Raw genomic sequence first — 24,092 nt, 5'->3', positions numbered from 1 at the left:
CGGTTTGACTTGGCCGATGTGTTCTTTGTACAGCCGGTCCAAGACGCCGTTGACGAACCGTGGACTGTTGCGGTCCCCGTAACGTTTGGCCAACAAGATCGCCTCGCTGACGGCGACCTGACCCGGTGTCCCGCCGAACAGGATTTCGTACGCCCCCAAACGCAACACGTTGCGGTCGGTTGCCGGCATCCGCGGCAATGTCCAATGGGTCGACAACCGCGACAATTGGCGATCAATCTGGTCGCGGTGCTTCAGCGTTCCAGACAACAACCGATCGGCAAAGTCGGTCAACGCCTTTCGGCCCTGCAACCGTGACTTGATGAACGCACGAGCGGCCTCGGGCGTTCGCGTGCCGCCCAGGTCGTGTTCGTACAACAACTGCAGAACGATTTCACGACATCGACGGCGGGTGGACATGAAAGGTGGATTGGTTCAGCGGGTAAGACGTCGAAGGAAGTGGGGCACGTTCACCGATCGGTGTGGCGACCTGTTTGCTTGCCAAAGGCTTGGCCGATTCATTCGGTAACGGCGGGCCGCACACCGTATCGGTTTGCAGCCACTTGTCCAAGCGGCGAGCGACTAAACGGCGGCGGTTTTTACTTTTTCAGCCAAACGCAACATTTCGATCACCGCGCCGGCGGCTTCTTCGCCCTTGTTGCCGACGGTTCCGCCGCTGCGATTGATCGCTTGTTCCAGCGAACGGCACGTCAGCAAACCGAATCCGATCGGCTTTCCAGTCCGAAGCCCCAGATCCATCAGCGCGTCGCTGACCGCGCGGTTGATGTGTTGGTCGTGGGTGGTTTCGCCTTCGATCACCGCCCCCAGGGCGACGACGCCCAATACCGATTCATCATCGGCCGCGTTGGCGGACGCCAGCGGCAATTCCCAAGCGCCCGGAACCCGCACGACACGAATCGTGTTCTTGTCCAAACCGGCCGCCTGCAGCGTTTCGACGGCACCGGTCACCAAGGCATCACAGATCGATGCGTTGTAGCGGCTGGCGACGATCACGATCGTCCCGTCGGGCAAGTTGCCGTCACCGCCGTGAATCTCCGTCATCTCAGTCGACATTCTTCAGTCCCATCAAAAATTCGGCGTTGTTTTGGGTTTTCCGCAATTGGCTGATCAACTGTTTCATCGCATCGGCGGGCGATAGATCGGCCAAGTGCGATCGCAGGGCGGATATCCGTCGGTATTCGTTTTCGTCCAACAACATTTCTTCGCGTCGCGTCCCGCTGCGGGCGATGTCGATGGCCGGCCAAACGCGACGGTCGACCAGCGCGCGATCCAAAACGATTTCCAGGTTCCCGGTGCCTTTGAATTCTTCAAAGATCACATCGTCCAAACGACTGCCGGTATCCACCAGGGCGGTCGCCAGAATGGTCAGCGAGCCACCTTCTTCGACCTTACGCGCCGAACCGAAAAACGCTTTTGGCTTTTGCAGCGCACCGGCATCCAATCCACCGGTCAACAGCTTGCCGGTCGTTTCGCCTTCGCTGTTGTGTGCCCGCGCCAGTCGTGTGATGGAATCCAAAAAGATCACCACGTCGACACCGGTTTCCACCATCCGTTTGGCTTTTTCAATCACCATTTGCGCCACTTGGATGTGACGTTGTGGTGGTTCATCGAACGTGCTGCTGATGACTTCACACTGGCTGCCACGGACCTCACGTTCCATGTCGGTGACTTCTTCCGGGCGTTCGTCGATCAACAAGACGAACACATAAGCCGACGGATAATTGGCCAGCACCGATCGAGCCATTTGTTGCATCAACACGGTCTTACCGGCCCGCGGGGGACTGACGATCAGCCCTCGTTGCCCAAAGCCGATCGGCGTCAGCATGTCGACCACGCGAGTACTGAGGTCTTCCGCGGCGGTTTCCATGATGATCCGAGAATTCGGATGCAACGGCGTCAAATCATCGAACGACGTGTGCTGGTTGCGACGCATCGGATCGTGACGATTGATCGCTTCGATGCGAAGCAACGCAAAGTATCGCTCGTTCTCCTTCGGCGGACGAATTTGGCCGGCAACGTGGCTGCCGGTCTGCAATCCGAAGCGACGGATCTGGCTTGGCGAAACGTAGATGTCGTCGGGACAAGAAACGTAGTGGTATTCGGCGCTGCGCAAAAAGCCGAATCCGTCGGGCAAGATTTCCAATGTGCCTTCGCCGAACATCAGCCCGCCGGCCTTCATTCGTTCCTTCAGGATGCGAAAGATCAAATCCTGCTTGGACAAGCCGTCGATGTCTTTCAAACCGTCGTCCGACGCCATGCCGACCAGCACATCCATGTCCAGTCGCTGCAGTTCGGCGATGTTGGTGCGGGGGTGCGGTTCATTGGCATCGGGGATGCCGACACGTTTGCCCGTCTTGGTGGCTTCGCTGACGATTTCTTCCGGCAACGACAACGGATCTTTTTCCGCATCCAGTTCGCGGATGCGACGATCGATTTGTTTGTCCGGGTGTCGGGCGCGGTCGCGTCGATGATTGCGGCCGTCGCGCGCACGATCTGATCCGCCATGGTGGTGATTGCCAGATCCATGACGGCCACCCAGCGGGGAATTCCGATTCGATGACATGATGAATGGCGCTAGGCCACGCCAAAGCAAAAAGGAGGGCAGGGAAAGTAGAAAAGTAGGTTCGGCAAAGCGAAAAGGCCGGCGTCGATCGATGACGACGCGGTGTGGGGGTAAGACCATTTAGGTTAACGCAAGTCCGAGGCGGACGGACCGGCAGTTTGCAATTATTCGTCATTGCAAACGTTTGCTTGCCACACTCGCGACGGTAAGGGAATCCATTCCGTCGGCGGCTCCCCACAGCGTTGCCATGAAGTTCCCCAGCCGATCCAGCGAAATGCCCCACCGTATGCCCGATCCGCCTTTACGGCCGGACGAAATGGCACCGTGCGGACGCCGGATCGAACCAACGGCTGACTTCGATCGGCCAAGTCACATCACTGGACGGACGACCGGACCACTGGACCAGACGGCGGGCCACTCGATTTCGCAGATCGTCCAGCGTGCCGTCGTTGTGGATCAGCCAGTTGCTGCGGCGAGCCTTCTGCTGGATCGACAACTGTTTGTCCTGGCGATGCCGCAATTCATCGGGGGTCCATCCACGTTTTTCTGCCCACTGGCACCGGCGTGACCAGGGCGCGTCGACACACCAGATGGCATCGCACACGACGTCCCAGTCGGATTCGAACATCAGCGGGACTTCCAACACACACATCGTTGTCTGGTCAACGGCAAGGTCGACCAACTGCTGGCGGATCCGCTGACGCGTGGCCGGATGAACGATCGATTCCAGTCGACGCAGCCTGTCGACGCTGGCCGGGTCGTCACCGAAAACTTGCCCGGCAAGCTTGGCACGATCGATCGGACCGGTCGATGCGATGACGTCGTCACCGAACGCTTGTCGCAATGCGGCACGTTGCGGCGGCGCGTCCAAGACTTCCTTGGCAACCAAGTCGGCATTGATCCACGGCGCGCCACATTGCTGGACGGCTTCGCCCACAGCCGATTTGCCACTGGCCGGATTGCCGACCAACCCCAAGATGATCATCGCTAGCGGACCCGCAGGTCTTCGGGCATGTAAAGGATCGCATTGCAGTTGGGACAATGCGTCAATTGCGAAAGCTGTAGCCGGTTGATCGTTTGTGTGGTCAACGTTTGGTAGCAACCGCCACATGAATCCGTTGCCAAAGGTGCCAAAGCTTCGTCGCCTCGGCTGGCCGTCAAACGCAGGTAGTCGGATTTCACACTGGCGGGCAACTCGGCTTCGGCGGTCGCCAATTGTTCGTTGACCTTGGCCAGGTTTTCGTTTAGGCGTTCCTGTTTTTCATGAATCTCCGCGACGCGTTGACTGCATTGCTTTTCTTGCTGTTCCAACTCGGCTTCGGCGGCCGACAACTTTTCGCCCAGCACATCGATCTGTTCCAACGTTTCCAAGATCTCATCACTTTGGACACTGTTGGCTTGGACGTCCGCGGCGATCTGATCCTTCAGCAGATTGAATTCTTTGTTGCTGCCGGCGGTGTTCAACTTGGCCTGCAATTGTTCCACGTGCGCTTCGCGGCTTTGCAATTGCAGCTGTTTTTCATCGGCGTTCAAGCGAGCCTTTTTCAGTTCTTCCTTCGCGGCATCGACGGCGGCTTTTGCCGTGGTCACCAACGCTTCGGCGGCTTTGATTTGCCGCGGGACACGCCCGATCGCGCCGTTCAAATCGGTACGCTGTTCCTGGATGCGGTGCAGCGTACGCAACAGCGTATGGGGGACTTCGATCGGCTTGGATTGGGACATGTTGGTCTTAGCGGGTGAAACAAATGGGCGACGAAAAGGGAACGACGCCGGCACGTTTCATGGATGAATGAAGGGGAACTCGATACACTCGTGGTCGGGCTGATTGCGTCACTCGGCGGCAACGACCGGGCGCTGGTCGGCGGACGACGCATCCAAGTTACCGGCAACAGGCGTTTCCCCCCAGTCGGCAGCGATCATCACACTGTTGATTCCCGAACCGATCCCGCACATGGCCACGCGATGACCGTCACGGATGTCGCCGTTGACCACCGCGGAAGCAAGCGTCAACGGCAAAGCCACCGAACCGGTGTTTCCCAAAAAGGGGAACGTGACCGAATCGTTGTCGGGCGACAATCCCATCGCCTCCAGCATCAACAACCGGTGCTTGGATCCCACTTGGTGACACACCGTACGGTCGATCTGTTCGGCCGACCAAGTGCTGTCCTGCAACAAGTCTTTCAGCGCCGCGGCGCCCGTCGCGATCCCTTCGACCATCAACCGCTGGGAATCGGTTTCCATCAGCGGTTGCATACCGGCGCCGGCCGTATCGTGATCGCTGCGACACAGATCATTGAATTCCGTGTGCGCCCGCGCGATGGCGGACGTCAATCGTGTCTGGGACCGCGAATGGTTGCGATGCGTCAGCAACCAAGCACAACTGCCCGATCCGATCGTCAGCGAAGCAAACGCGGGCTTGATGCGATTGCGGTTCAGTGACGTATCGGCGTTCAGCGTTGCAATGGTCGATTCCAACAACGGACGGCTGTTTTCGGTCCCCACCACGATCCCCGACTCGATCGCACCGGATTGAATCAGCGACGCGATCTGGACGGCCCCGTTGATCAACCCCAGGCAGGCATTGGAGACGTCATAGACCCAGCACTGTGGCGGCAGCCCCAGTTCGTGATGCACGCGGGACGCGGTGGCGGGTTCCAAAAAGTCGCGACAAACGCTGGCGTGGATCAGGCATCCCACACGGCCACGGTCCCAGTCCGCAGCGGTCAGGGCGGCGTCGGCCGACCGAATACTGGGGCCGCTGGGCACGGTTCCGGCGGGCCAGACGCGGCGTCGGGCGATCCCGCTCATCAATTCCAAGCGACCTTCGGGAAGCCGCAAACGCTGATAAAGCGGGGATAATTGTCGTTCAATATCCTCGCTTGACCAAATTTCATCGGGAATCGTCGCACCGATCGCTTCCAAGCACACGTCGTCGAATCGCATCGATCGTTCCTAAGTCCTTGTGTGTCAGTCGATTAGGGGAATCACCCTAATGGGTAAGCCCGACCCAACGGGGCCACCCGAGGCTGCGACCCCACCGACTTTGCTATCAAAAAACCGCTTTGCTATCACCACAGCTAGTGCTAGCACCGGCAAAATCCGGGAATCTGTAGGTTCTTCACGAAAAACTGGACTTCGCTATCTAGTTTCACGCCCACGAGTCGCCGGCAAGGCAAAACACGCTCGTGGCCAGGGAACGCGGGACGATCCTGCGACGGCCTCCCAAAATCACTGAATCTGAAAGAGGACCCTTCGGATGTCGTGCAAACCGTTGATTGGAATCAATGCGGATTTCCGTGCTGCCGCTCGCAGCGTACCGGCCTACGCCTATCTGGCATCGGGCTACTTCCAATCAATCTTGAAAGCCGGCGGCGTACCGGTGGTGGTGCCGCCCCTGGACGATCTGGATAGTGTGCACGCTTTGCTGCAAGGCGTCCATGGCTTTGTGTTCATCGGTGGCGGCGACTTGGACCCCCGCAACGACGGTTTCATGCTGCATCCCAGCGTCCGGCCGCTGGACCCGGCTCGCGAAGCCAGCGACCGCATGTTGATGAACGAAGTCGCCGAACGCCGTATGCCCGTGTTGGGAATTGGTACCGGCATGCAACTGCTGAACATCCAACAGGGCGGCAACCTTTTCTTGGACATCAAGGAAGACCTGCCCAATGCCGTCCCGCACTTTGACGCCCAAGACGCCAACCACCGCCACACCTTGGACGTCGTCAGCGATTCGCTGGTGGGACGCGTTTATGGCGACGGTGAAATCCGCGTCAGCAGCCGACACCACATGGCAATCGACGAAGTCGCCCCAGGATTCCGAGTCACCGCACGTTGCCCCGACGGCGTGATCGAAGCCATCGAAAGCGAAATGATGGACTGGTTCGCCATCGGAACCCAGTTCCACCCCGAGTGCTCCGCCGCGTCCGCCTTGGACATTCGCATCTTCGAAGAATTCGTCGATGGCGTGAAAGAATCAATGGACCAACGCTTGCGTTTGGTCGCCTAACGGAGAAAGACGTGTGGCGGTTGCCCCCCTTGAACCGCCGCAACGACGATGCATCGCTTCGCTTTGCGACGCCCGCCGACGCAGCGAACGCGGATTTTTTTGCGGCCGCCTGACCATCAGAACCGGCCGTGGACCGACACCGTTTTTCGCAAACATCAAGGATGGTGGACCTGTTCGTCTCTCACACCATCGGTTGAACCCGGATGCACGGAATCGCAGCGGATCGAGTTCAGGAATGACGCCGGCCCCCGCGGCCGACGCCAAGATCCACGGAAACAACCGACGACCTTTTCGGCAGGATGCTGAAAGAACGCCCGACGGATCGCGGCAGGTCAAAACGATGGGACAACAGGTGCGGATGAAACCAAAGGATTTGGTCTCACGACAAGGCCAAGCGTGCGTTGAGTTGGTGCACGCTTGGCCTTTCGGTCTGTAGGGACACGGGGGATCGCGGCGGAGAAAGCCACCGTTTCGTTGCGGCCGCCCGCTGGCATTCGGTGCCACTCGCCCCTGGCATCGGGTGCCACTTGCCCCCGTCATTTTGTGCAATTGGTAGCCGGCATAGCTGATTTCGTGCCAAACCGCCTGCATAGATCTGTCGGTAGGGGCCCAAAGCGGTATAAGATACGGGCGCTGCAGGGTTTGCCCGCAAACGCGGACGACCGATGGCTCGGACCAACAAACACCCACGGCGTCCGCCCGACGGCCACGCCCCCCGGTCCCCCAAAATCAATGTCACAGTCGCCGGCGACGCCCGGCAACCTAACACAGCAGCAACCCAACACAGCAGCCGATGCAGAAATCGATGGATCGAAAACGAATTGCGGAATCGATTCTGGTTGGTCTTTCCGACGCGACCGATGCCTCGGACGCCCCAACGCCCATCGGCTCGACCCCCTGAAACACTTTTCCGTCAACCCAAACCGTCGCCCCTTCGACGGACGCCGATCCCGCCCCTCCGCGACGGCGTGAATTGACCCGACAAAAAAATCAATGAAATCCGATCACTGGAACTTCCTGGCCAATTTGCTGGGAACCCCTGGCGCGGCGGAGCCGCCCAAAGAAGAAGCCAAAAAGCAAGAAGACGACCAACCGTCGGACGTCGCCAATGAAGCGGAACCACCCGCCGACCAAGCCGACGTTAACGAAGACGACGTGGTGCAGTCGACCGACGAACAAGACGACGCGGACGCGCCCGGTGGCGACCCCGTCGCTCAATCGCCGGCAGACCCTTCGCCGGCCGACGAATCCGACGTCGATGTGGATCCGGAAACCATTCTGGACGCACTGACCGCACCAGAACCTCCGGCCGTCTTGCCCGGATTCGGCAGCAGCACGCGTGACGAAGCCCAGCAACGCACCGATGATCTGTTTTCCCAGTCGATGAAAGAATCGCCACGTCGCGACGATCGACGGGACAGCGCCGGTCGGCTGAAACGTGATGCTAGTCCCATCGACGAAGACGACAACCCGCTTGCCAGACAAGTCGATGATGCCGAAGCGTCCGCCAAGACGGTTGCCGAAGACACCGACGCGGACGACTCGTCCGGCGACGAAGCTTGGTCAGGCTTGGCGGAAGAACTGGGGATCGAAGTCCCGCCCGAAGCCGACGCTCCGGTTCAATCGCAAGACGACAGCGACGACGAGCCACGTGGCCGGTCCCGCCGAAGCGAAAGGTCCAGCCGCGGCAAATCATCCAAACCTCCGCAAAAACGCAAGTCCGGCGGCAATGCCTTTGGAATGGGGCTGATCGACGCAGACGATTTCGATGATGACGACGATGATTCGTCCGACGACATCGAAGCGGTCGTCGATGTGGACGCTGAATCGGCTGTCACGGACAGCAGCGAAGACGACTCCGATGACGCACCGCGTGGACGTCGATCCACACGACGACGCGGACGCCGCGACCGGGACGAAGATTCGGATGATTCGCGTGACGAACCGCAAGTCCGACGACGATCGGGCTCCGGTGACGACGCAAACGATGAATCCGACGATGACCGATCACCCCGTCGACGCCGGGGCCGTCGTGGTCAACGCCAGCGGATCAGCGAAGAAGACGCCCAGCGGATGGAACGCGGCGAAAACGTCGAATCCGCCGCGGTCGATGACGACGAAGAAACCAGCCGATCGTCGCGTCGCAAGAATCGCCCGTCGCGACGCCGCGAAAAAGAAGACGACGATGATGAATCGTTCGCCTTCGGATTGGTCGACGATGACGACGATTCGGAAACCGAAGCTCGCATTTCATCCGGTGATGACGAAGACGATCGCCCACGCGGACGTTCACGACGCCGGGGGCGCCGCGGCGGTCGCGGACGTTCACAACGCGACACGGACAACAACGAAATCGACGTCCGCGCCGATCGTGATTCCGATGACGACGATCTGCCAGCCAATGCGTTCGACGACGATCACGAAGACGACGCGGAAGTCGAAGAAATTCGCCAACGCCGGTCGCGACGCGGACGTCGACGCCGCGACAACGACGATGATCGTTCGGAACGCTCGAAAGATTCCCGGCGGTCCCGCGACGATGATTCGTCCGACGATGACGAATCGGCACCACGTCGCCGCAACGTGCCGACTTGGCTGGACACGGTCAACTTGCTGGTCGATTCCAACATCGAAAACCACAAACGTCCCTCGCGTGGCGGTGGGGGTCGTGGTGGCAACGGCGGCAAGTCGGGAAACCAACGCGGTCGACGACGAAGCTGATCGCTTCGATGGAATGATCGGACGCCGCGCGTGCCTTGCAACATCGGTCGCCGGCGGCCAAGATACCGTTTGACGGTTGAGTGACGCGGCGCAGGCAACACGCTTGCCCGCCATCACGGCAACCGTCCCGTCAGCCCGCCGACAAAGACAATGGATCGGCGGCCGGCGGAACGTCGTCCGATGAGCCCTCCGGATGACCGATGCATGGAACGACTGATCGATGGTGGCGGCCTTTGCGATTGTGAATCGTGAACCTGGTCAGGCCTTAACTGGAGCAGCCATAAGCGGTGTAGCTTTGTGTGAAGGTCGCCTCCACCGGTCAGTCGTTCAACTTCTTCCCGTTGTTGTCCGGATCCCCTCGACGCGCCACGCATGTCCGATTCATCCGAACAGCATCCACCGTCCGCCGCATCGCAAGACGGATACGTCGTCGTCGCGCGGCGTTATCGCCCCAAGTCGTTCGACGAACTGGTGGGCCAAGATCACGTCGGTCGGGCTTTGGTCAATGCGATCGAAACTGGCCGCGTCGGACACGCGTACTTGTTCACCGGCGCCCGTGGGGTGGGCAAAACCAGCACCGCGCGGATCTTTGCAAAAGCGTTGAACGATCCCGGCGGCCCCACCGGAAACCCCGACCAGGAAACCGATGTCGCCCAGGCCATCGATGCGGGCGAAGACGTCGATGTGATCGAAATTGACGGTGCCAGCAACCGTGGAATCGATGAGATTCGCAGTCTGCGTGCCAACGTCGGCGTCCGGCCCAGCCGATCGCGATACAAGATTTACATCATCGACGAAGTCCACATGCTGACCCAAGCGGCCTTCAATGCGTTGTTGAAGACGCTGGAAGAACCGCCCGAGCATGTGAAGTTCATTTTTTGCACGACGGATCCGGAAAAGATTCCGATCACGGTACTCAGCCGGTGCCAGCGATTCGATTTCGCACCGGTCGAAGTCAGCAAAATTGTCGCGCGGTTGAAAGAAATCTGTGCCGCCGAAGGGACCGAGGCGGATGACACCGCTTTGGAATTGATCGCCCGACGTGCGGCCGGTTCCATGCGTGACAGCCAGTCATTGTTGGAGCAGTTGCTGTCGTTCAGCGGCGATCAATTGACCGCCGAAACCGTCCACCAAATGCTGGGCACCGCGGACGACGAACGCTTGCACGCGCTGGCTACCGCGATGGCCGCTCGTGACGCAGCATCGGCGCTATCACAGCTGGACGCTGCCGTCGATGAGGGGGTCGATGCGGGACGGTTGGCCGAACAGTTGTTGGGTTACTTCCGTGATCTGATGGCCGTCACGGTGGGCTGCGAAGCATCCATGCTGCGTCACACGTCGGCAGGACTGTACGACGAACTGACGGAATTGGGCAAACGCTGGGGATTGCAAACGGTTTTGGCCGTCGTCGGGCTGATCGACGACACACTGGTCCGAATCCGACACAGCGTTTACGCGCGAGTGTTGTTGGAATCAACGTTGATACAAATTTGTCACCTTCCGGATCTGCAATCGATCGCTGATTTGGCCGAAGCCGCCAAGACGCTTCCCGAAGGCGCACGTCTTTCGACAACACGATCGATTGAACCGGAGGCATCGGGTTCATCCGCAGCCGAATCAAAAAAAAAAGCCCCCGCGGTAAGTCCTGATTCCACTTCAACGGATACGGGTCCAACGCCGTCTCCCGCCGCCAACGCGGCACGGATTGACGATGCCCATGTCGCATCGTCACCGGTCAGCGGCAGCGACGGTGAATCGTTGGGTCGAACGGAATCCAACACAGCCGTTGCCGCTGCTTCTGCCGTCGCCACGGCTAGCCCACCGGTACCGGCCGGAAGCCTGAGCGGCAAAGAGTTGTGGGCGAGGGCGCTGCAGGACATGGACCCGATGACGTCAACGCTGGCGACGTCGGTCGAAGACGTCAGCATTGATGATTCGGGCCAGGTCGTGATGACGTTTCCCGCAAAGGCGGGTCTGGCAATGGGACGGTGCGACAAACCCGTGCACCGGCAAGAAATCATCGAATCGCTACGCCGCCTGACCGGACGCGATCATCAGATCATCATCAAAGCTTCGACCAAAGCCGTCGCCGAAGACAAACCAGTGGCGAAGGCACCACAAAAGTCGCGGGTGCAGTGGATGCGCGAAGTGGAAGCCAATCCATTGGTGCAATCCTGTAAAGAAGTCTTTAGCGCCGAGGTCACCAAGATCGACCTGCCCCGCAACGATGCGCCCCGTCGATAGCGGACGGTCTTTGTCGCCCGTTCCAAGCCAGCTTCCACCGAGTGGAGTTCCCGCGTGTTTGCTTGCAGGCGCCTGTGAAGGGAACGGCGCTCGGGCTTGGTTCTTCGCTACTGTCGCGCAGCGAAAGACGGTGATGGGATCAATTCGCGAAGGTCATCTGCCCAACAACGGCAAAATGATTTCGGCGGCATCCAGAACCTCGTCGCTGGTCAGCAAATCATCACCGTCGGCGTCGATGCGGCCGAACAACAAAGGTCTCGGAAACTCTTGCCGAGTGATCGTCCCGCTATTGTCGCCATCGACTTTGCGAAATGCGGCGATCAATCGCTTCGAATTGACATCAATTGGGTCGTCAGCGGCAGAGTCACCGACAATCTCATCGCTTTCAAAATACTCCACGTATCCCAACATCATTTCGTCGTCTGTTTGCGGTCCCCAGCGGACCGTCATTCCGGGATCGGGGTTGGCCGGGTTGTTTTCGCTGTTGTCGTACCACGCGGTCAGGTCGATACGGCTACCCGCGGTCACTGCCAAGGGTTGGTTGAATCGATATTCCAACTGCCAATTGAAGTCATAGTTGGGGACGTCCAACAGACGATGCGGCGAACCACCCGGCGTCGTCAGGTCGTATCGAAACGCCTTGCCGCGCAAATGCATGTGCGGCATCACCGCTAACAAATGGACGTCGGCGGGAACCACCAAAGACGCCGTTTCTTCGTGGTTGTCGGCCCCCGGCGGGATTTTGATTCGGTGATTGGCGATTCCCACGTTCTTCACCACTCGACGCGGCGGTTGGTCAGCAAATCGAATCCCCAAGCGGGTCTGGTCGCTGGTTTCGGTCCCGTTGGGCGTGTAATGCAGTTGGAAAACCAGATCCGAACCGGCGGGCAATCGTTTCGCCATGCCTTCGGGATACCGTTGGAACGTGTTGCCCGGCACATACGCCGCCAAGAATCCGGATTCTTCGTCGATGTCCACGTTGCGGTCACGTGAATCCTTTAAGAACACCAACACGTGATGCACCACGGACGGATCGGTGGGACGAATTTCAACGGCCTGTACCCAGCGGCCTTCCTTCAAGTTCAAACGCACCAACGTGTGTTTGTACGGCATCTGTCCGGTTGCTTTGACTTGGATCTGTTTCGGAATCTGAACCTCCAAATCGGGCTTTCCAATGTGCCACTGTGTCGATGGAACGTCGGCGTGACGAAGTGGGGCGTCGGCGATGTCACCTTCGGCGGCGCCTGATTCGATCCAGGCAAGCAGATCGCGTCGATCATCTTCCGCCAGCGAACGATCGTTGGCAAAGGTCACCGGAACATGATTGGTTTCTTGTTTCGGATCCGCGGCGAACCACGGCGGCATGACCCCGCGTCGGACCACGCTGGCGATCATCCCCGCATAGTCGATGACGCTGGAATAGGTATCCAAGGCAAATGGAGCCGAACCGCCGTCACGATGGCACTGGGCACAGTTGTCCGCGATGATCCGTGAAATTCGGTTGTGATAGGTCAGCGTCCCCGCCGATGCATCGGCAGGCGGATCCGTCTGAAAATACAAATCACACCCCGGTGATGTGGTCGCCGACACCGACGGACGCCGGTCATCAAGCACGGCATCCAGTGCGTCGGTCAGAAAGTGTTTGCGTGGTTCGTCCAGCGAATAACCGAAACCGTATTGGTCGTCGACGGCGCCGCGATACACCAGTGTCCGAGCCGCATCGATCACGAACACTTCGGTCGTCGTGTGTGCGTCCAACGCATGAGCAATGTGTTCATCATCGTCACGGACGTAAACGTCACCCATGCCATGAGTCTCCATCGCATCGCGAAGCCGAGCGATCTTTTCCGACTGGTTCGGATTCACAAAGACAAAACGCACGCCACGGCCAGCGTATCGACGCTGAATCTTCGCCAGCGTCGGCGCGTACTTTTTGCACAGCGGACAACCGATTCCTGTCATCGCGAAAACCACTGCATCGCATGATTCATTCGCCGAGCTTTCCGGGCCACCGAACCAGTCGCTCAGTTGATACGTGTGGCCGTCGATGTCGGTGAAAGCCAAATCGGCGACCCGTCGTCCCACGCCGACGTCGCCCGGTTTGATCGGTTGCGGTCCCTGGCGGACTTCCGTTGGCGTCGCGGCACCGGCGGGGATGCCAGTCCACAGCGAAACAATAACGCACCCGGTCACAATCCATGACTTCATCGCGTGCAACCCTTTCCGAATTTCCAGCTGGTGATGATCAATTCCACGTCCGTCAGTGGGACGAACCGAAGATAATCGATAGCGTGCCCGGTATGTCGGCTTCCGGGCAAGACCAACCTGACCGGACGGGCACCGAAAACCCTGATCATTAGGGGGCTCCCCCCCAGCGCAGCAAAGCCGACCGATCGCTTGAAAACCCAGCCGACGCTCAGTCGTCGCCTTTTCGGTTCAGATGACCGCTGCGGTTGATCGCCATCAACAATCGCAGCATCACGACGATGCTGCCGACCACGCCGGTCAGTCCCATCACACTGACGCGGGTGAAGCCCAGAAACGGGTTTTCGGGAAACAGAACCGGATTGACCTCGAAAGCCAACATCAACGAAGAACCCAAGAAGACGGCGCTGGTCATCAACCCCAGCACCAATCGGTTGACGGTCGGGCCGAGGTGCGAATGCATCAACGTCATTCGTAGTTCACCACGTCGGGCCTGGGTCAGCAATTGCAGAATCTGATCGGGCGCCAGTTGCGCAAAATTCTCGGATTCCAAATAAATCCGTCGTGCCTGACGGATTCGCCTGGTGGGGCTGATCCGCCGCAACATGGTTTTGTGCGCAAATTGCTTGACGACCTGCAACGAATCGAATCGCGCGCCCATTTCACGCAGCGTGCCTTCCAGCGACACCATCATCTTCAACAACAACGCCGACTGGTTGGGCAGCTTGATGGAATGGCGATGCAAGATTCGGCTGATGTCATTCAGTGCGCCGGTCATGTCAAACCCGCCCAAGCTTTGTTGCCCGTACGTGCCGACGAAATCCGACAAATCAATTGCCAATGCGGATTCATCCAGCGTGGGTGGCGGATCACCGACGCGCCGGATCAATCGTGTCAGCTGGTTTTGATCGCCATGGGAAACCGCAATCAACATCTCCTCGATGGTTTCTCTTAGCGTTTCGTCGATCCGCCCGACCATTCCGAAATCCAAGATGCCCAACCGTCCATCGGCCAGCAACAGCAGGTTGCCGCTGTGGGGGTCGGCATGGAACAAGCCTTCTTCGAACACCATCGACAGATAGACTTTGGCCATGGTTTCACACAACGCGGACGTCGGCGATGGTTCATCACAACTCGGGTCGGTGATGCCATCGGGCGCGGCGTGAATCTTGCTGATCGGAGTGCCGACCAATTCCTGCATCACCAAGACGCGGCGTGTGCACAGATGTTCGACCGGTTGTGGCACGACGACTTCGTCATCAAAACGCGAAAGCGATTTGGTGAAGTGTTGCAGGTTTTGTTTCTCGCGACCAAAGTCCAGTTCGCGAATCAGAATCGGCGCCAATTGGCGGACCAAGTCGCTGGGTCCCCACGCGGCCAAGGCCTCCACGCGGTCGGCCAGCATGGCCAATCCGGTCAGAACCTCGATGTCTTGTCGAATGGTTTTTTCGATGTCCGCGCGTTGAACCTTCAGGACGACTTTGCGACCGTCGGCCAAGACGGCTCGGTGGACTTGGCCGATCGATGCGGTGGCCAACGGGGTTTCGTGGATCGTTTGGAAATGCGTCTGATATTCGTCGCCCAATTCGGTCCGCAGCGTGTTTTGGACGCTTTCGAAATCCTCGGCCGCTACGTTGCTTCGCAGCCGTTTCAGTTCTTCGCCCAGTTCGGGACCGACCAAATCGGGGCGACCGGCCAAGATCTGGCCCAGTTTGATGAATGCCGGTCCCAGTTCGGTCAGCGCCATGCGGACGCGTTCTTCACGACTGTATTCGGCAAGCGAGACGCCGCGTCGATCCTTAAAGGCGTCACGGAAAGGCACCCGTTGATAACGGCTTAGCCAATCGGCCAGTCCATACCGCTGCAGCACAACGAGAATCTCTCGCCACCGTCGCAGATTTCGGTAAAGTTGGGGGATCGCCGTGATGCGCATGTTGTTGCCGGGTCAGCTATCGATACATTCGCCGCTGGCCGGGCTTTCATTGTGACTGGTCCACGAATTTTCGCGATCGATTTGGTGGTCTTTTCCGTTTTGTGGACCAGAAGTTTCCTGCTGACGTGCGAGCTTGCCGTTTCTGCGGTCGCGATCGCGCTGCTGATCGGTGTCCCGGTGGGCTGGGCGGCCTGGTTGAATGCGATCAAGCGGTTGTCCGGGTCAGGCCGGTCGTACCGCATGGGAGCGTCGGGAATCGTGACGTCCTTGTTCCTTGGCGTGGCTGTGGCGTCGCTGATCATGCCCTTGGTGCTGCATGCGGCCGCCTGGGAATCCGCGGCCGGCAAATTCGGATGGTGGACGCTGACGCAAACCGGCAGCCGTCGCTTTGGTCAATTCAGCGGTCTGATCGCATGCTCGATCGTTCATGGTATCCACGGATCAGCGGCCGTCGCGCTGGCCACCTGGATCGGTTTGCGACGCATCCCCGGGGTCTTGTTGGAATCGTCGCGATTGGACACGGGCCCGTTGAAACGAGCGTTCCTATTGTTGCTGCCGATGGCGGCCCCCTGGATCGCCACTGCCGCGCTGGGCGTTGGGATGCTAGCGGCAACGGAAATGACGGTGGCGGATTTGTACGGCTTTCGCACGCTGGCCGACGAATTTTATCTGTTCCATGCCGCGGAACCGTCGGCGATGGCCGTCATGATGGTCTGTTTCATTCCGATGCTACTTGCAATTTTCGGCGGATGGATGTTTCGCATCGCTTCACATCGTTCGGGGCGTCCGGTGCATCCACACCGCGATGATTCGGCATCGCAAACTTTCGCCAGCCCGAACGCCCCCGGCGGAAGTCTGACACGATTGCTTTCGCTTGCCATTTTGGTCGCGTTCATGCTGGTCGTCTTGGTCATCCCGGTGGGAAGCCTGATCGTGAAAGCAGGACACGATGTGACCGTGGTCGCTGACCAACGTCAGGTCGCGTGGAGTCTGTCCAGCTGTATCCAAAGACTAGCGTCTGCACCGGAGACGTTTCGTCGCGAGTACGTACAGACGGCGATGATCGCTGGATTATCGGCGACCGTATCCACCATCATCGGCGGCATCGCGGCCCTGGGCACGGCGACTCGCCCAACGCGGCGTCGTTGCATGGACGGGATCAGTCTGGCGGCCTTCGCGATTCCCGGCCCCATCGTCGGCTTGGGAGTGATCGGCGTCTTTCAGTGGCCGATTGCCGGACTGGGTGCGTTGTACCAGCAAACCTTGGTACCGACGCAGATCGCCCTGTGTTTCAAAGCCGTTCCGGTGGCCTATTTCTGCATCCGTGTGGCCTTGGCGGGCAGGTCCACGACGATTCGGTCTCAAGCCGACTTGGACGCCGGGCCGATCGAACGCGTGTTTCGAATTTGGATTCCGATGTTCGCACCGGTGCTTGCTGCCGCCTGGATCACGTCCGCAGTGGTGGCCTCCGGCGATGTTCCGGTCCTGTTGCCTGTTGTCCCCCCCGGCGTGACGACCGTTACCACCCGTCTGTTCGGACTGCTTCACAGTGGTGCCCGGTATCAAGAAGCCGCATTGGCGTTTTGGTACGTGGCCGCGACAACGACACTGGCGATCACGGCAACTTGGATCGCGCGTCGTCGCCGCACCGGCGGCTGGGACGTGATAGGCTAGACCTGGACGCCGGGGGCAACCAACAAGGACGGACGTTTCCGTTCGATTCATCGGCCCAATCGTTACCCACCGGGATTTGCAACCACACGATGATTCCGCAAACCACGATTCAGCGCACCACCGCAACACGATGTTTGGTCGTTGGCATCCTGGTCGGGTTGCTTGCCGCACCGACGCCGGGTGTGGAAACGCTTGTCATCAAGGGTGACGGCACCGATGCGTCGACAGAGACGATTCGCGGTGAAATCTTGGTCGAAGCACGTGACGGTGGCGTCATGTTGCAAAGCGACGACGGCCAGATCTATATCCAGCAACCCGAATCAATTGTGGAGCGTGAGGGGAACGATCTGGAGTTGAAACCGATCGATGCAGCGGAGATGGCGGGTCGGTTGATGGACGAATTTCCGCAAGGATTTCGCGTTTTCCGAACCACGCACTACGTCATCGCACACCGTACCAGCGAAGGCTATGTGCGCCGCGTCGGTGGGCTTTTCGAACAACTTTATCGCGGTTTCTATACGTACTGGGAAAATCAGGGTTTGGATCTCGATCCGCCACGGTTTCCTTTGGTCGCTCTGGTGTTTCCTGACCGAGCATCGTTTCTGAAGTACGCCGAAGCCGACATCGGCGAAATAGCGCGAAACCTGATCGGTTATTATCACTTGCAAAGCAATCGAATGGTGACGTTCAACGTTCCTAATTTGGAACGCAACATTGCCACGATCATCCACGAAGCGACGCATCAACTGGCGTACAACAGCGGTTTGCAAACACGCTTTGCCGACAACCCGATGTGGGTTAGCGAAGGGTTGGCAACGTTTTTCGAGGCGCCCGATTTTCGCAACCCGCGTGGTTGGCGAACCATCGGTCGGGTGAACGAAGTGAATCTGGCACGTTGGCGTCGTTACCTGCCGCGACGGCCGGAGGAGTCACTCACGACGTTGTTGGCCGATGACAAGCGTTTTCGCGGAGGCGGGTCCAGCGAATCTGCTTACGCCGAAAGCTGGGCGTTGACGTATTTCTTGTTGAAAACACGTCGTGAACAGTACGCCAAGTTCATGCAACGGCTTAGCGAAGGCAAACCACTGGTCGCCCGCAGCCCCCAGGAACGTTTGGCATTGATCGAAGAAGTCTTCGAAACAACGATCCGCGAACTGGACGAAGACTTGGTCGGCTACATGCGACGTGTGCGATAGCTTTTCGGCGTCCTGTCGCGACGGTTCGGCTATGACTTTACAAAGGCTTTGAGCGCCGGTTCGACTTCGCTGAACGCATCGAACAACTCGGCGATCTTCGGCGCGATGTCGTCGTCCGCATCCTTGGCCGCGTGTTCCACAACGGTCGCGGCACGATTCAAACGCGTTGCAAAGAACAGGTTGGCCGAGCTTTTGATCGTGTGGGCCGACCGTCGCAGCGTTTTCAAATCGTCCGCCTGGAACGCTTTGTCGATGTCACGCAACAGCTTGGTGGTTTCGTCATAAAAAACGGCCGCGACACGCCGGACCGAAGGTTCCCCGCCGGGAATCCGCTCGGACGCGCGGGCAAAATCGATCGGCGGTTGCCCGCCAGCGACTGGGTCCATTACGTCCTTGTCAGTTGCATCATGGCCGCTCGCGTCATGGCCGGCTGCATTATCGACCCTCGCGACAGATTCCGCGGGCGGACCGGCCGCGACCGCATCCGGCGAATCGACGGATGATTCACCGCACAGTTGCTGCATCGTTGATTCCAGCTGCGCGGGGTCGATGGGTTTGGCGACGTGAGCGTCCATGCCGGCATCCAGGCACGCACGGGCATCGTCTTCCATTGCCGCGGCGGTCAAAGCGATGATCGGGACATGGCGTCCGGATCCCCGTGTGGATTCTTGTTGACGAATGATTCGTGTCGCGTCCAAGCCGTCCATTTCCGGCATGTGCATGTCCATCAAAATCACGTCAAACGATGACTTGGACCAGCACTGGACGGCTTCGTTTCCGTCACAGGCCAAAGTGGGCTGGTGTCCGGCCATTTTCAGCAAGCCGATCGCGACTTGTTGATTGGCCACACCGTCTTCGGCGACCAAGACTTTCAACGACCGACCGGCGGGGCGTTTGACGGGTTTCGCTTTTTCGCGCCGGACGTCCAAGTCCATCACCTGCAAGATGTTTTCCAGCAGTTCCGATTGCATGACCGGCTTGGTCAAGAATCGATCGATGCCGATTTCGCGACACCGGCGCGCGTTGTCGCTGCGTGCGGCCGACGACAACATGATGAATTTGGTCCCGGCAACATCCCAGCCGGTTCGCACACGACGTGCGACTTCGAACCCATCCATCCCGGGCATCATGCAATCCAACAGCACCAGCGGGTACATCGCGTCTTGTTCGATTGCGTTCTTGACTTTTTCGATGGCTTCATCGCCATCGGCAGCGACGTCACAGCGAACGTTCCAAGACGACAGGATTTCGTCCAGAATCCGACGGTTGGTCCCGTTGTCGTCAACGACCAGGACTTTGAAGCCGGCCAGTTTCGAAAGCGGTTCGGGGCCCAGATCGGTAAGCTCGCCGGGAATCTCAAACGGTGTCGCTTCGGCCCGGCCTTCGGATTCCCTTTCTTCGAAGGGGATAAAGCACGTGAAGGTGGTGCCTTCCCCGGGGGTGCTTTCCAGCGTGATATGCCCGCCCATCAATTCCACCAGTTGTCGGCAGATCGCCAGTCCCAGACCGGTCCCACCGTAGCGGCGCGTTGTCGATGCATCGGCCTGGGTGAACGCCTTCATCACCTCCTGTTGCTGTTCGATGGGGATACCGATTCCGGTATCGCGGACGAGAACGCGCAGCCACGTGTGATCGGGGTGGTCATGTGCAGCGGCCAATCCGTCATGTTCTTGATGTGGCTGTACGTCGACGACGATTTCGCCCGCGTCGGTGAACTTCACCGCGTTTCCGACCAGGTTCGTTAACACTTGCCGCAATCGTCCGGGGTCACCACACATCGCGTCGGGGACTTCCGGTGCAATCCGACAGGCCAATTCCAGACCTTTGTCGGCGGCTTTGATGGCCAGCGTTTGACAACAGCGACCGATGACCTCGCGGACCGAGAAATCGATGGCTTCCAATTCCAGCTTGCGGGCTTCGATCTTGCTGAAATCCAAAATGTCGTTCAGCAACGACAACAGGGACGTCGCCGATTGACGCAACAGTTCGACGTACTCGCGTTGTTCGTCGACCAAGGGGGTCTGGCCCAGCAATTCCGCCATACCGATGATCGCATTCATCGGCGTGCGAATCTCGTGGCTCATGTTGGCCAGAAATTCGCTCTTGGCGCGGTTCGCCGCATCGGCCGCCTTCAACGCTTGCTTCAGCGAATCTTGCGACAATTTCAATTCGGTGATGTCGCGCGAGATCCCAAAGGTGCCGATGACCGAACCGCCTCGTGACCGCAACGGCATCTTCGTCGTCAGGCACCATGTGTCGTCGCGATCGGGCCAAGTTTCCCGTTCGACAATTTCGACCATCGGCTGGCCGGTGCGAATGATGTTCAGTTCATCGCTGCGTGCCGATTGGGCATGTTCGGCGCTGAAGATCTCTGCGTCGGTGTGACCTTTGACCGCTTCGACTGATTCGACGCCGAATTTGCGAGCCATCGCGTCGCTGATCCGCAGGAACCGGCTTTGGAGATCCTTGAAATAGACCGCGTCGGGAATGTTTTCCAGCAACGCATCCAAAAGGTCTTCGTTGCGAATCGAATCGTCGCCGTTTTGTTCCAAACGGATCATCCCGTCGTTGCTTGACGAATCGCTCATGCGTCGCTGGTGCGGAAGGAACGAACTGACCGGTGGGACAGGCCGACCGGTCGGCCAGGCTGACCGATGGGTCAGGAAGATTCCGGTTCTGTGTCTTTCCCACCAGCCTATCACGGCGGCCGACGACTCGGACAAGCAAAAGCCTTTGCCAGGGGCGAAAACCATCCAAAAACCGTCGACGATGCGGCGGATCATTCGGGTTGCCCCGACACCGACGGGCTTTGTCCATCACCCGGGAATGAAGTCGTCGTCGGGCTCCAGCGCCAACGCGAAACACTTCAACAGTTCGGCGACGTGATCGATATCCGACAGGGAAACGACTTCCACGGCGGAGTGCATGTAGCGGTTGGGTACGCCGACCAAGCCGGTGGCGACGCCGCCGCCGTGAATCTGCAGCACGTTGGAATCGTTCGGCGCGGCGCGGCCCAGTGCGGCCAGTTGGTAGGGCAGGTCGTTGGACTGGCACAAATCGATCAAACGTTGGGCAACTTTCGCGTTGATGTTGGGTCCGCGGAAAATCACCGGTCCACCGCCGACGCGGACATCTCCCTGGGTGTTTTTATCGATGCCGGGGCAATCGGTCGCATGAGTCACGTCGACTGCGATCGCCACGTCGGGGTTGATGTGCCCGGCGGCTGTCTTCGCACCACGCAATCCGATCTCCTCTTGGACCGTCGACACGCTGTTCAGCTCGCAATTTAGACCGTCGCGATCGGCGGCCACGCGGCGCAGTGCATCGATGACCGTCCACATGCCCGTTTTGTTGTCCATGCCGGGACCGGTGACTTGGTCCCCCAACAGACGACGCATCCCCAGTTCCAGCGTGACGGGGTCGCCGATCCGGATCGCGTTTCGAACCGTGTCGCCATCGATCATCGAATCATCGTCACCGGGCCGTCCTTTGACGGCACCGACGTCCAGCCACATCTGATTCAGTTGAACGACTTGTTTCCGTTCTTCGGGCGTCAACAAGTGGATGGCTTTGCGGCTGATCACCGCCGACACGGGACCGGCCTGGGTCCAAATCGTCATTGCTTGGCCGATCAATTGTTGCGGATCCCAGCCGCCGATGGTTTGGCCGTAAACAAAACCGTCGTCATCGATGTGGCTGACCAGCATCCCGATCTGGTCACAATGTCCGGCATACATCAGTCGGGGACCGCACGACGAATCCGAATCGCCGGTCGACTTGGACGACGTCGCGGGTTGGTCGGCCGGGCACAATGTCGCGATCAAATTTCCGTGGACGTCGATCGACGTCGCGTCGGCGTGAGGTTCGATGTATCGGCGAACCAGTCGCTGCAGCGGTTCCTCGTATCCCGAGGGGCTGGGGGTTTGCAAGGCTTGCTCGAAGAAGTCCAGCGCGGTCGGTTCCATGACAACCAGTCCAAAAAATCGAAGGGGCAAGAAAAAGCGACGGCGCGGTAAACAAAAATTTCCAAACCGTTGGATCCGTCTGACCCACCGGTCCGGTCGCACCGTAATGAACGGAAATGCCGTGTTTTCGCCAATCTTAACGTGTTTCCGCTTCGCAGCGATGGCGCCGCTACGACCTCCTGCCCGGTGCGTAGGGACGATAGTGCCTGTTCGACCTGAAACGCGTTAAAGAATTGCACCGTCTCGGCTCGACATTACTCCCGTGAAGAAGTGTTTTTAACTGAACGCCTTTTTCCGGCCGCCTTTGTTTCTCGGGAACTTCGTCCGAGACGCCGCATGGGAACCGGGACGGGCAGGTGGCAGTCAAACGCTTCGGATCACCCAGGGGGGAATCTGGGAACGCATTCGTGACACGCGGCCTCGTCCGTTGGCCATGACCTTTTGCCGGGTTGTGGACGGGGACAGAAAACGAGTGACGAACGCAGAACACCGACGCGACGTGCGTCGGCGTGAAACGTTTCAGACGCGACCGCGCGACTTTCACCCAAAGTCGTCGACCGCCGAGGGATCGAGATCACGTCGACACCGAGCACCCGCACCACGGTTTTCTGTCACAGCTTCTGCCCCGCAAACGGCCACGTCCCATGACGCGGTCGAATTGACTTGTGACAACCAAAAACCGCGAGGATCCCGTTCGGGGAGCGTCTTGCAGGACGCGAGCCGGCAGGCCCAGACCCAGCGTGATGAATCATTCAACTTTACCGTCGCCAAACCCACCGGTTGTGCGGTGCGATCGATCAGGACCGATCGTCGTTGGATGTGAAATTGCGAGACAGGGCCACAGGACAATGGTTACCGACGCACCATTGTCCCAAGGGAATATTCAACGAGGCGTTATGGAGTACCTAGTATGAAGGTCTTCACAACTGGACAGGTCGCCAAGATCTGTAAAGTAGCACCACGGACCGTATCGAAGTGGTTCGATTCGGGACGTTTGAAAGGTTACCGCATTCCTGGATCCCAGGACCGCCGTATCCCGCGTGAGTATCTGATCAAGTTCCTCAAGGAGCACGGCATGCCGCTGGGCGACTTGGAGGACGAAGCGATGGCCAAGTGCCTGATCGTCGCTCAAGATCAGGTTCTGATCGAAAACTTGAAGCGTGAACTGCCCCCGGAAAAATCGTTCAAAGTGGCCGTGGCCGCCAGCGGTTTCGAAGCGGGAATTCAAGCCGAAAGCTTCAGCCCGGACTGTATCATCGTCGACTTTTCGATCGGCAAGATCGAAGCCGTGCAGATTTGCCAAAACCTGCGCAAGAACATCGACTTTACTGATATCGTCCTGATCGCTCTGCTGCCCGATGACGGTCAGCCGATGAGCTTCGATCGCAGCAGCATCAACGAAACGTTCAAGAAGCCGTTCGACGCCCACTTGTTGGCCGAACGTCTGCGAACGCTGGTCGGTGCTCGTAAAGAGCTCGTCTGAGCCCAACCCTTTCGCCGGGACACGGCTGCCTGAAACGAACCGTCGCATGACTTCGACCCGCTTCGGTTCGCTAAGATCCTGAAT

The 24,092-nt window shown here is 59.0% G+C and carries 15 protein-coding genes, 1 other RNA gene and 1 pseudogene; 7 read left to right on the top strand and 10 right to left on the bottom strand.

Translation table 11 applies throughout. The features are described from left to right. Nucleotides 1–18 precede the first annotated feature (18 nt). The 6 genes and pseudogenes from nusB to HFP54_RS14955 all read right to left on the bottom strand — a co-directional run. A pseudogene (nusB, locus tag HFP54_RS14980) lies at nucleotides 19–417 on the bottom strand (transcription antitermination factor NusB); the annotation flags it as partial. Between the two features lie 162 nt (nucleotides 418–579). After that, nucleotides 580–1,059, bottom strand: a complete 480-nt coding sequence (gene ribH, locus HFP54_RS14975) for a 6,7-dimethyl-8-ribityllumazine synthase (protein WP_146413185.1) — start codon at nucleotides 1,057–1,059, stop codon at nucleotides 580–582. 1 nt (nucleotide 1,060) lies between these two features. After that, nucleotides 1,061–2,581 carry a transcription termination factor Rho gene (gene rho, locus HFP54_RS14970; protein ID WP_146413184.1) on the bottom strand — a complete coding sequence of 507 codons (1,521 nt, stop codon included), beginning with the start codon at nucleotides 2,579–2,581 and terminating at the stop codon, nucleotides 1,061–1,063. A gap of 301 nt (nucleotides 2,582–2,882) precedes the next feature. After that, nucleotides 2,883–3,566, bottom strand: a complete 684-nt coding sequence (gene coaE, locus HFP54_RS14965; protein ID WP_168565744.1) for a dephospho-CoA kinase — start codon at nucleotides 3,564–3,566, stop codon at nucleotides 2,883–2,885. Between the two features lie 2 nt (nucleotides 3,567–3,568). Continuing rightward, on the bottom strand, nucleotides 3,569–4,303 hold the full coding sequence (locus tag HFP54_RS14960) for a zinc ribbon domain-containing protein (protein ID WP_168565743.1): 735 nt from the start codon (nucleotides 4,301–4,303) through the stop codon (nucleotides 3,569–3,571). A gap of 108 nt (nucleotides 4,304–4,411) precedes the next feature. Next, nucleotides 4,412–5,524 carry a 3-oxoacyl-ACP synthase III gene (locus tag HFP54_RS14955; RefSeq protein ID WP_168565742.1) on the bottom strand — a complete coding sequence of 371 codons (1,113 nt, stop codon included), beginning with the start codon at nucleotides 5,522–5,524 and terminating at the stop codon, nucleotides 4,412–4,414. A 313-nt stretch (nucleotides 5,525–5,837) separates the two neighbouring features. On the opposite strand from HFP54_RS14955, the gene HFP54_RS14950 reads away from it, so the two are divergent. From HFP54_RS14950 to dnaX, 4 genes are all read left to right on the top strand, one after another. Next, nucleotides 5,838–6,587 carry a gamma-glutamyl-gamma-aminobutyrate hydrolase family protein gene (locus tag HFP54_RS14950; RefSeq protein ID WP_146413180.1) on the top strand — a complete coding sequence of 250 codons (750 nt, stop codon included), beginning with the start codon at nucleotides 5,838–5,840 and terminating at the stop codon, nucleotides 6,585–6,587. 993 nt (nucleotides 6,588–7,580) lie between these two features. Continuing rightward, nucleotides 7,581–9,308, top strand: a complete 1,728-nt coding sequence (locus HFP54_RS14945; RefSeq protein WP_168565741.1) for a hypothetical protein — start codon at nucleotides 7,581–7,583, stop codon at nucleotides 9,306–9,308. A gap of 222 nt (nucleotides 9,309–9,530) precedes the next feature. Beyond that, nucleotides 9,531–9,625, top strand: an RNA gene (gene ffs / locus HFP54_RS14940) — signal recognition particle sRNA small type. A gap of 55 nt (nucleotides 9,626–9,680) precedes the next feature. Continuing rightward, entirely contained in the window at nucleotides 9,681–11,552 is a 1,872-nt protein-coding gene (dnaX, locus tag HFP54_RS14935) for a DNA polymerase III subunit gamma/tau (protein ID WP_168565740.1), read from the top strand. Between the two features lie 153 nt (nucleotides 11,553–11,705). Here dnaX and HFP54_RS14930 read toward each other — a convergent pair whose 3' ends face one another. Continuing rightward, nucleotides 11,706–13,760 (bottom strand): redoxin family protein, encoded by a 2,055-nt coding sequence (locus HFP54_RS14930; RefSeq protein WP_168565739.1) that lies wholly within the window; start codon nucleotides 13,758–13,760, stop codon nucleotides 11,706–11,708. Nucleotides 13,761–13,968: 208 nt separating this feature from the next. Continuing rightward, entirely contained in the window at nucleotides 13,969–15,690 is a 1,722-nt protein-coding gene (locus HFP54_RS14925; RefSeq protein WP_168565738.1) for an ABC1 kinase family protein, read from the bottom strand. Nucleotides 15,691–15,741: 51 nt separating this feature from the next. Between HFP54_RS14925 and HFP54_RS14920 the strand changes: the two genes are divergently transcribed. Beyond that, nucleotides 15,742–17,364, top strand: coding sequence for an ABC transporter permease (locus tag HFP54_RS14920; RefSeq protein WP_168565737.1), 1,623 nt, complete (start codon nucleotides 15,742–15,744; stop codon nucleotides 17,362–17,364). Nucleotides 17,365–17,453: 89 nt separating this feature from the next. Next, complete coding sequence (locus HFP54_RS14915) at nucleotides 17,454–18,560, top strand: DUF1570 domain-containing protein (protein WP_168565736.1); 1,107 nt, start codon at nucleotides 17,454–17,456, stop codon at nucleotides 18,558–18,560. Nucleotides 18,561–18,589: 29 nt separating this feature from the next. Here HFP54_RS14915 and HFP54_RS14910 read toward each other — a convergent pair whose 3' ends face one another. Together HFP54_RS14910 and HFP54_RS14905 are read right to left on the bottom strand one after the other, a co-directional pair. Next, nucleotides 18,590–21,148 carry a PAS domain-containing hybrid sensor histidine kinase/response regulator gene (locus HFP54_RS14910; protein ID WP_168565735.1) on the bottom strand — a complete coding sequence of 853 codons (2,559 nt, stop codon included), beginning with the start codon at nucleotides 21,146–21,148 and terminating at the stop codon, nucleotides 18,590–18,592. Between the two features lie 228 nt (nucleotides 21,149–21,376). Further along, nucleotides 21,377–22,525 carry a M42 family metallopeptidase gene (locus tag HFP54_RS14905; protein ID WP_168565734.1) on the bottom strand — a complete coding sequence of 383 codons (1,149 nt, stop codon included), beginning with the start codon at nucleotides 22,523–22,525 and terminating at the stop codon, nucleotides 21,377–21,379. Between the two features lie 910 nt (nucleotides 22,526–23,435). Between HFP54_RS14905 and HFP54_RS14900 the strand changes: the two genes are divergently transcribed. Next, nucleotides 23,436–24,008 (top strand): helix-turn-helix domain-containing protein, encoded by a 573-nt coding sequence (locus HFP54_RS14900; RefSeq protein WP_145299405.1) that lies wholly within the window; start codon nucleotides 23,436–23,438, stop codon nucleotides 24,006–24,008. The last annotated feature ends 84 nt before the right edge of the window (nucleotides 24,009–24,092 follow it).

Source organism: Crateriforma spongiae, assembly GCF_012290005.1.
Taxonomy (GTDB): Bacteria; Planctomycetota; Planctomycetia; order Pirellulales; family Pirellulaceae; genus Crateriforma; species Crateriforma spongiae.
This window is presented reverse-complemented; position numbering and strand designations above follow the sequence as displayed.

Bases quoted from the DNA above. Each gene is read 5' to 3' on its own strand.
- ribH (WP_146413185.1), bottom strand. From the start codon at position 1,059: ATGACGGAGATTCACGGCGGTGACGGCAACTTGCCCGACGGGACGATC.
- rho (WP_146413184.1), bottom strand. From the start codon at position 2,581: ATGTCATCGAATCGGAATTCCCCGCTGGGTGGCCGTCATGGATCTGGC.
- coaE (WP_168565744.1), bottom strand. From the start codon at position 3,566: ATGATCATCTTGGGGTTGGTCGGCAATCCGGCCAGTGGCAAATCGGCT.
- HFP54_RS14960 (WP_168565743.1), bottom strand. From the start codon at position 4,303: ATGTCCCAATCCAAGCCGATCGAAGTCCCCCATACGCTGTTGCGTACG.
- HFP54_RS14955 (WP_168565742.1), bottom strand. From the start codon at position 5,524: ATGCGATTCGACGACGTGTGCTTGGAAGCGATCGGTGCGACGATTCCC.
- HFP54_RS14950 (WP_146413180.1), top strand. From the start codon at position 5,838: ATGTCGTGCAAACCGTTGATTGGAATCAATGCGGATTTCCGTGCTGCC.
- HFP54_RS14945 (WP_168565741.1), top strand. From the start codon at position 7,581: ATGAAATCCGATCACTGGAACTTCCTGGCCAATTTGCTGGGAACCCCT.
- dnaX (WP_168565740.1), top strand. From the start codon at position 9,681: ATGTCCGATTCATCCGAACAGCATCCACCGTCCGCCGCATCGCAAGAC.
- HFP54_RS14930 (WP_168565739.1), bottom strand. From the start codon at position 13,760: ATGAAGTCATGGATTGTGACCGGGTGCGTTATTGTTTCGCTGTGGACT.
- HFP54_RS14925 (WP_168565738.1), bottom strand. From the start codon at position 15,690: ATGCGCATCACGGCGATCCCCCAACTTTACCGAAATCTGCGACGGTGG.
- HFP54_RS14915 (WP_168565736.1), top strand. From the start codon at position 17,454: ATGATTCCGCAAACCACGATTCAGCGCACCACCGCAACACGATGTTTG.
- HFP54_RS14910 (WP_168565735.1), bottom strand. From the start codon at position 21,148: ATGAGCGATTCGTCAAGCAACGACGGGATGATCCGTTTGGAACAAAAC.
- HFP54_RS14905 (WP_168565734.1), bottom strand. From the start codon at position 22,525: ATGGAACCGACCGCGCTGGACTTCTTCGAGCAAGCCTTGCAAACCCCC.
- HFP54_RS14900 (WP_145299405.1), top strand. From the start codon at position 23,436: ATGAAGGTCTTCACAACTGGACAGGTCGCCAAGATCTGTAAAGTAGCA.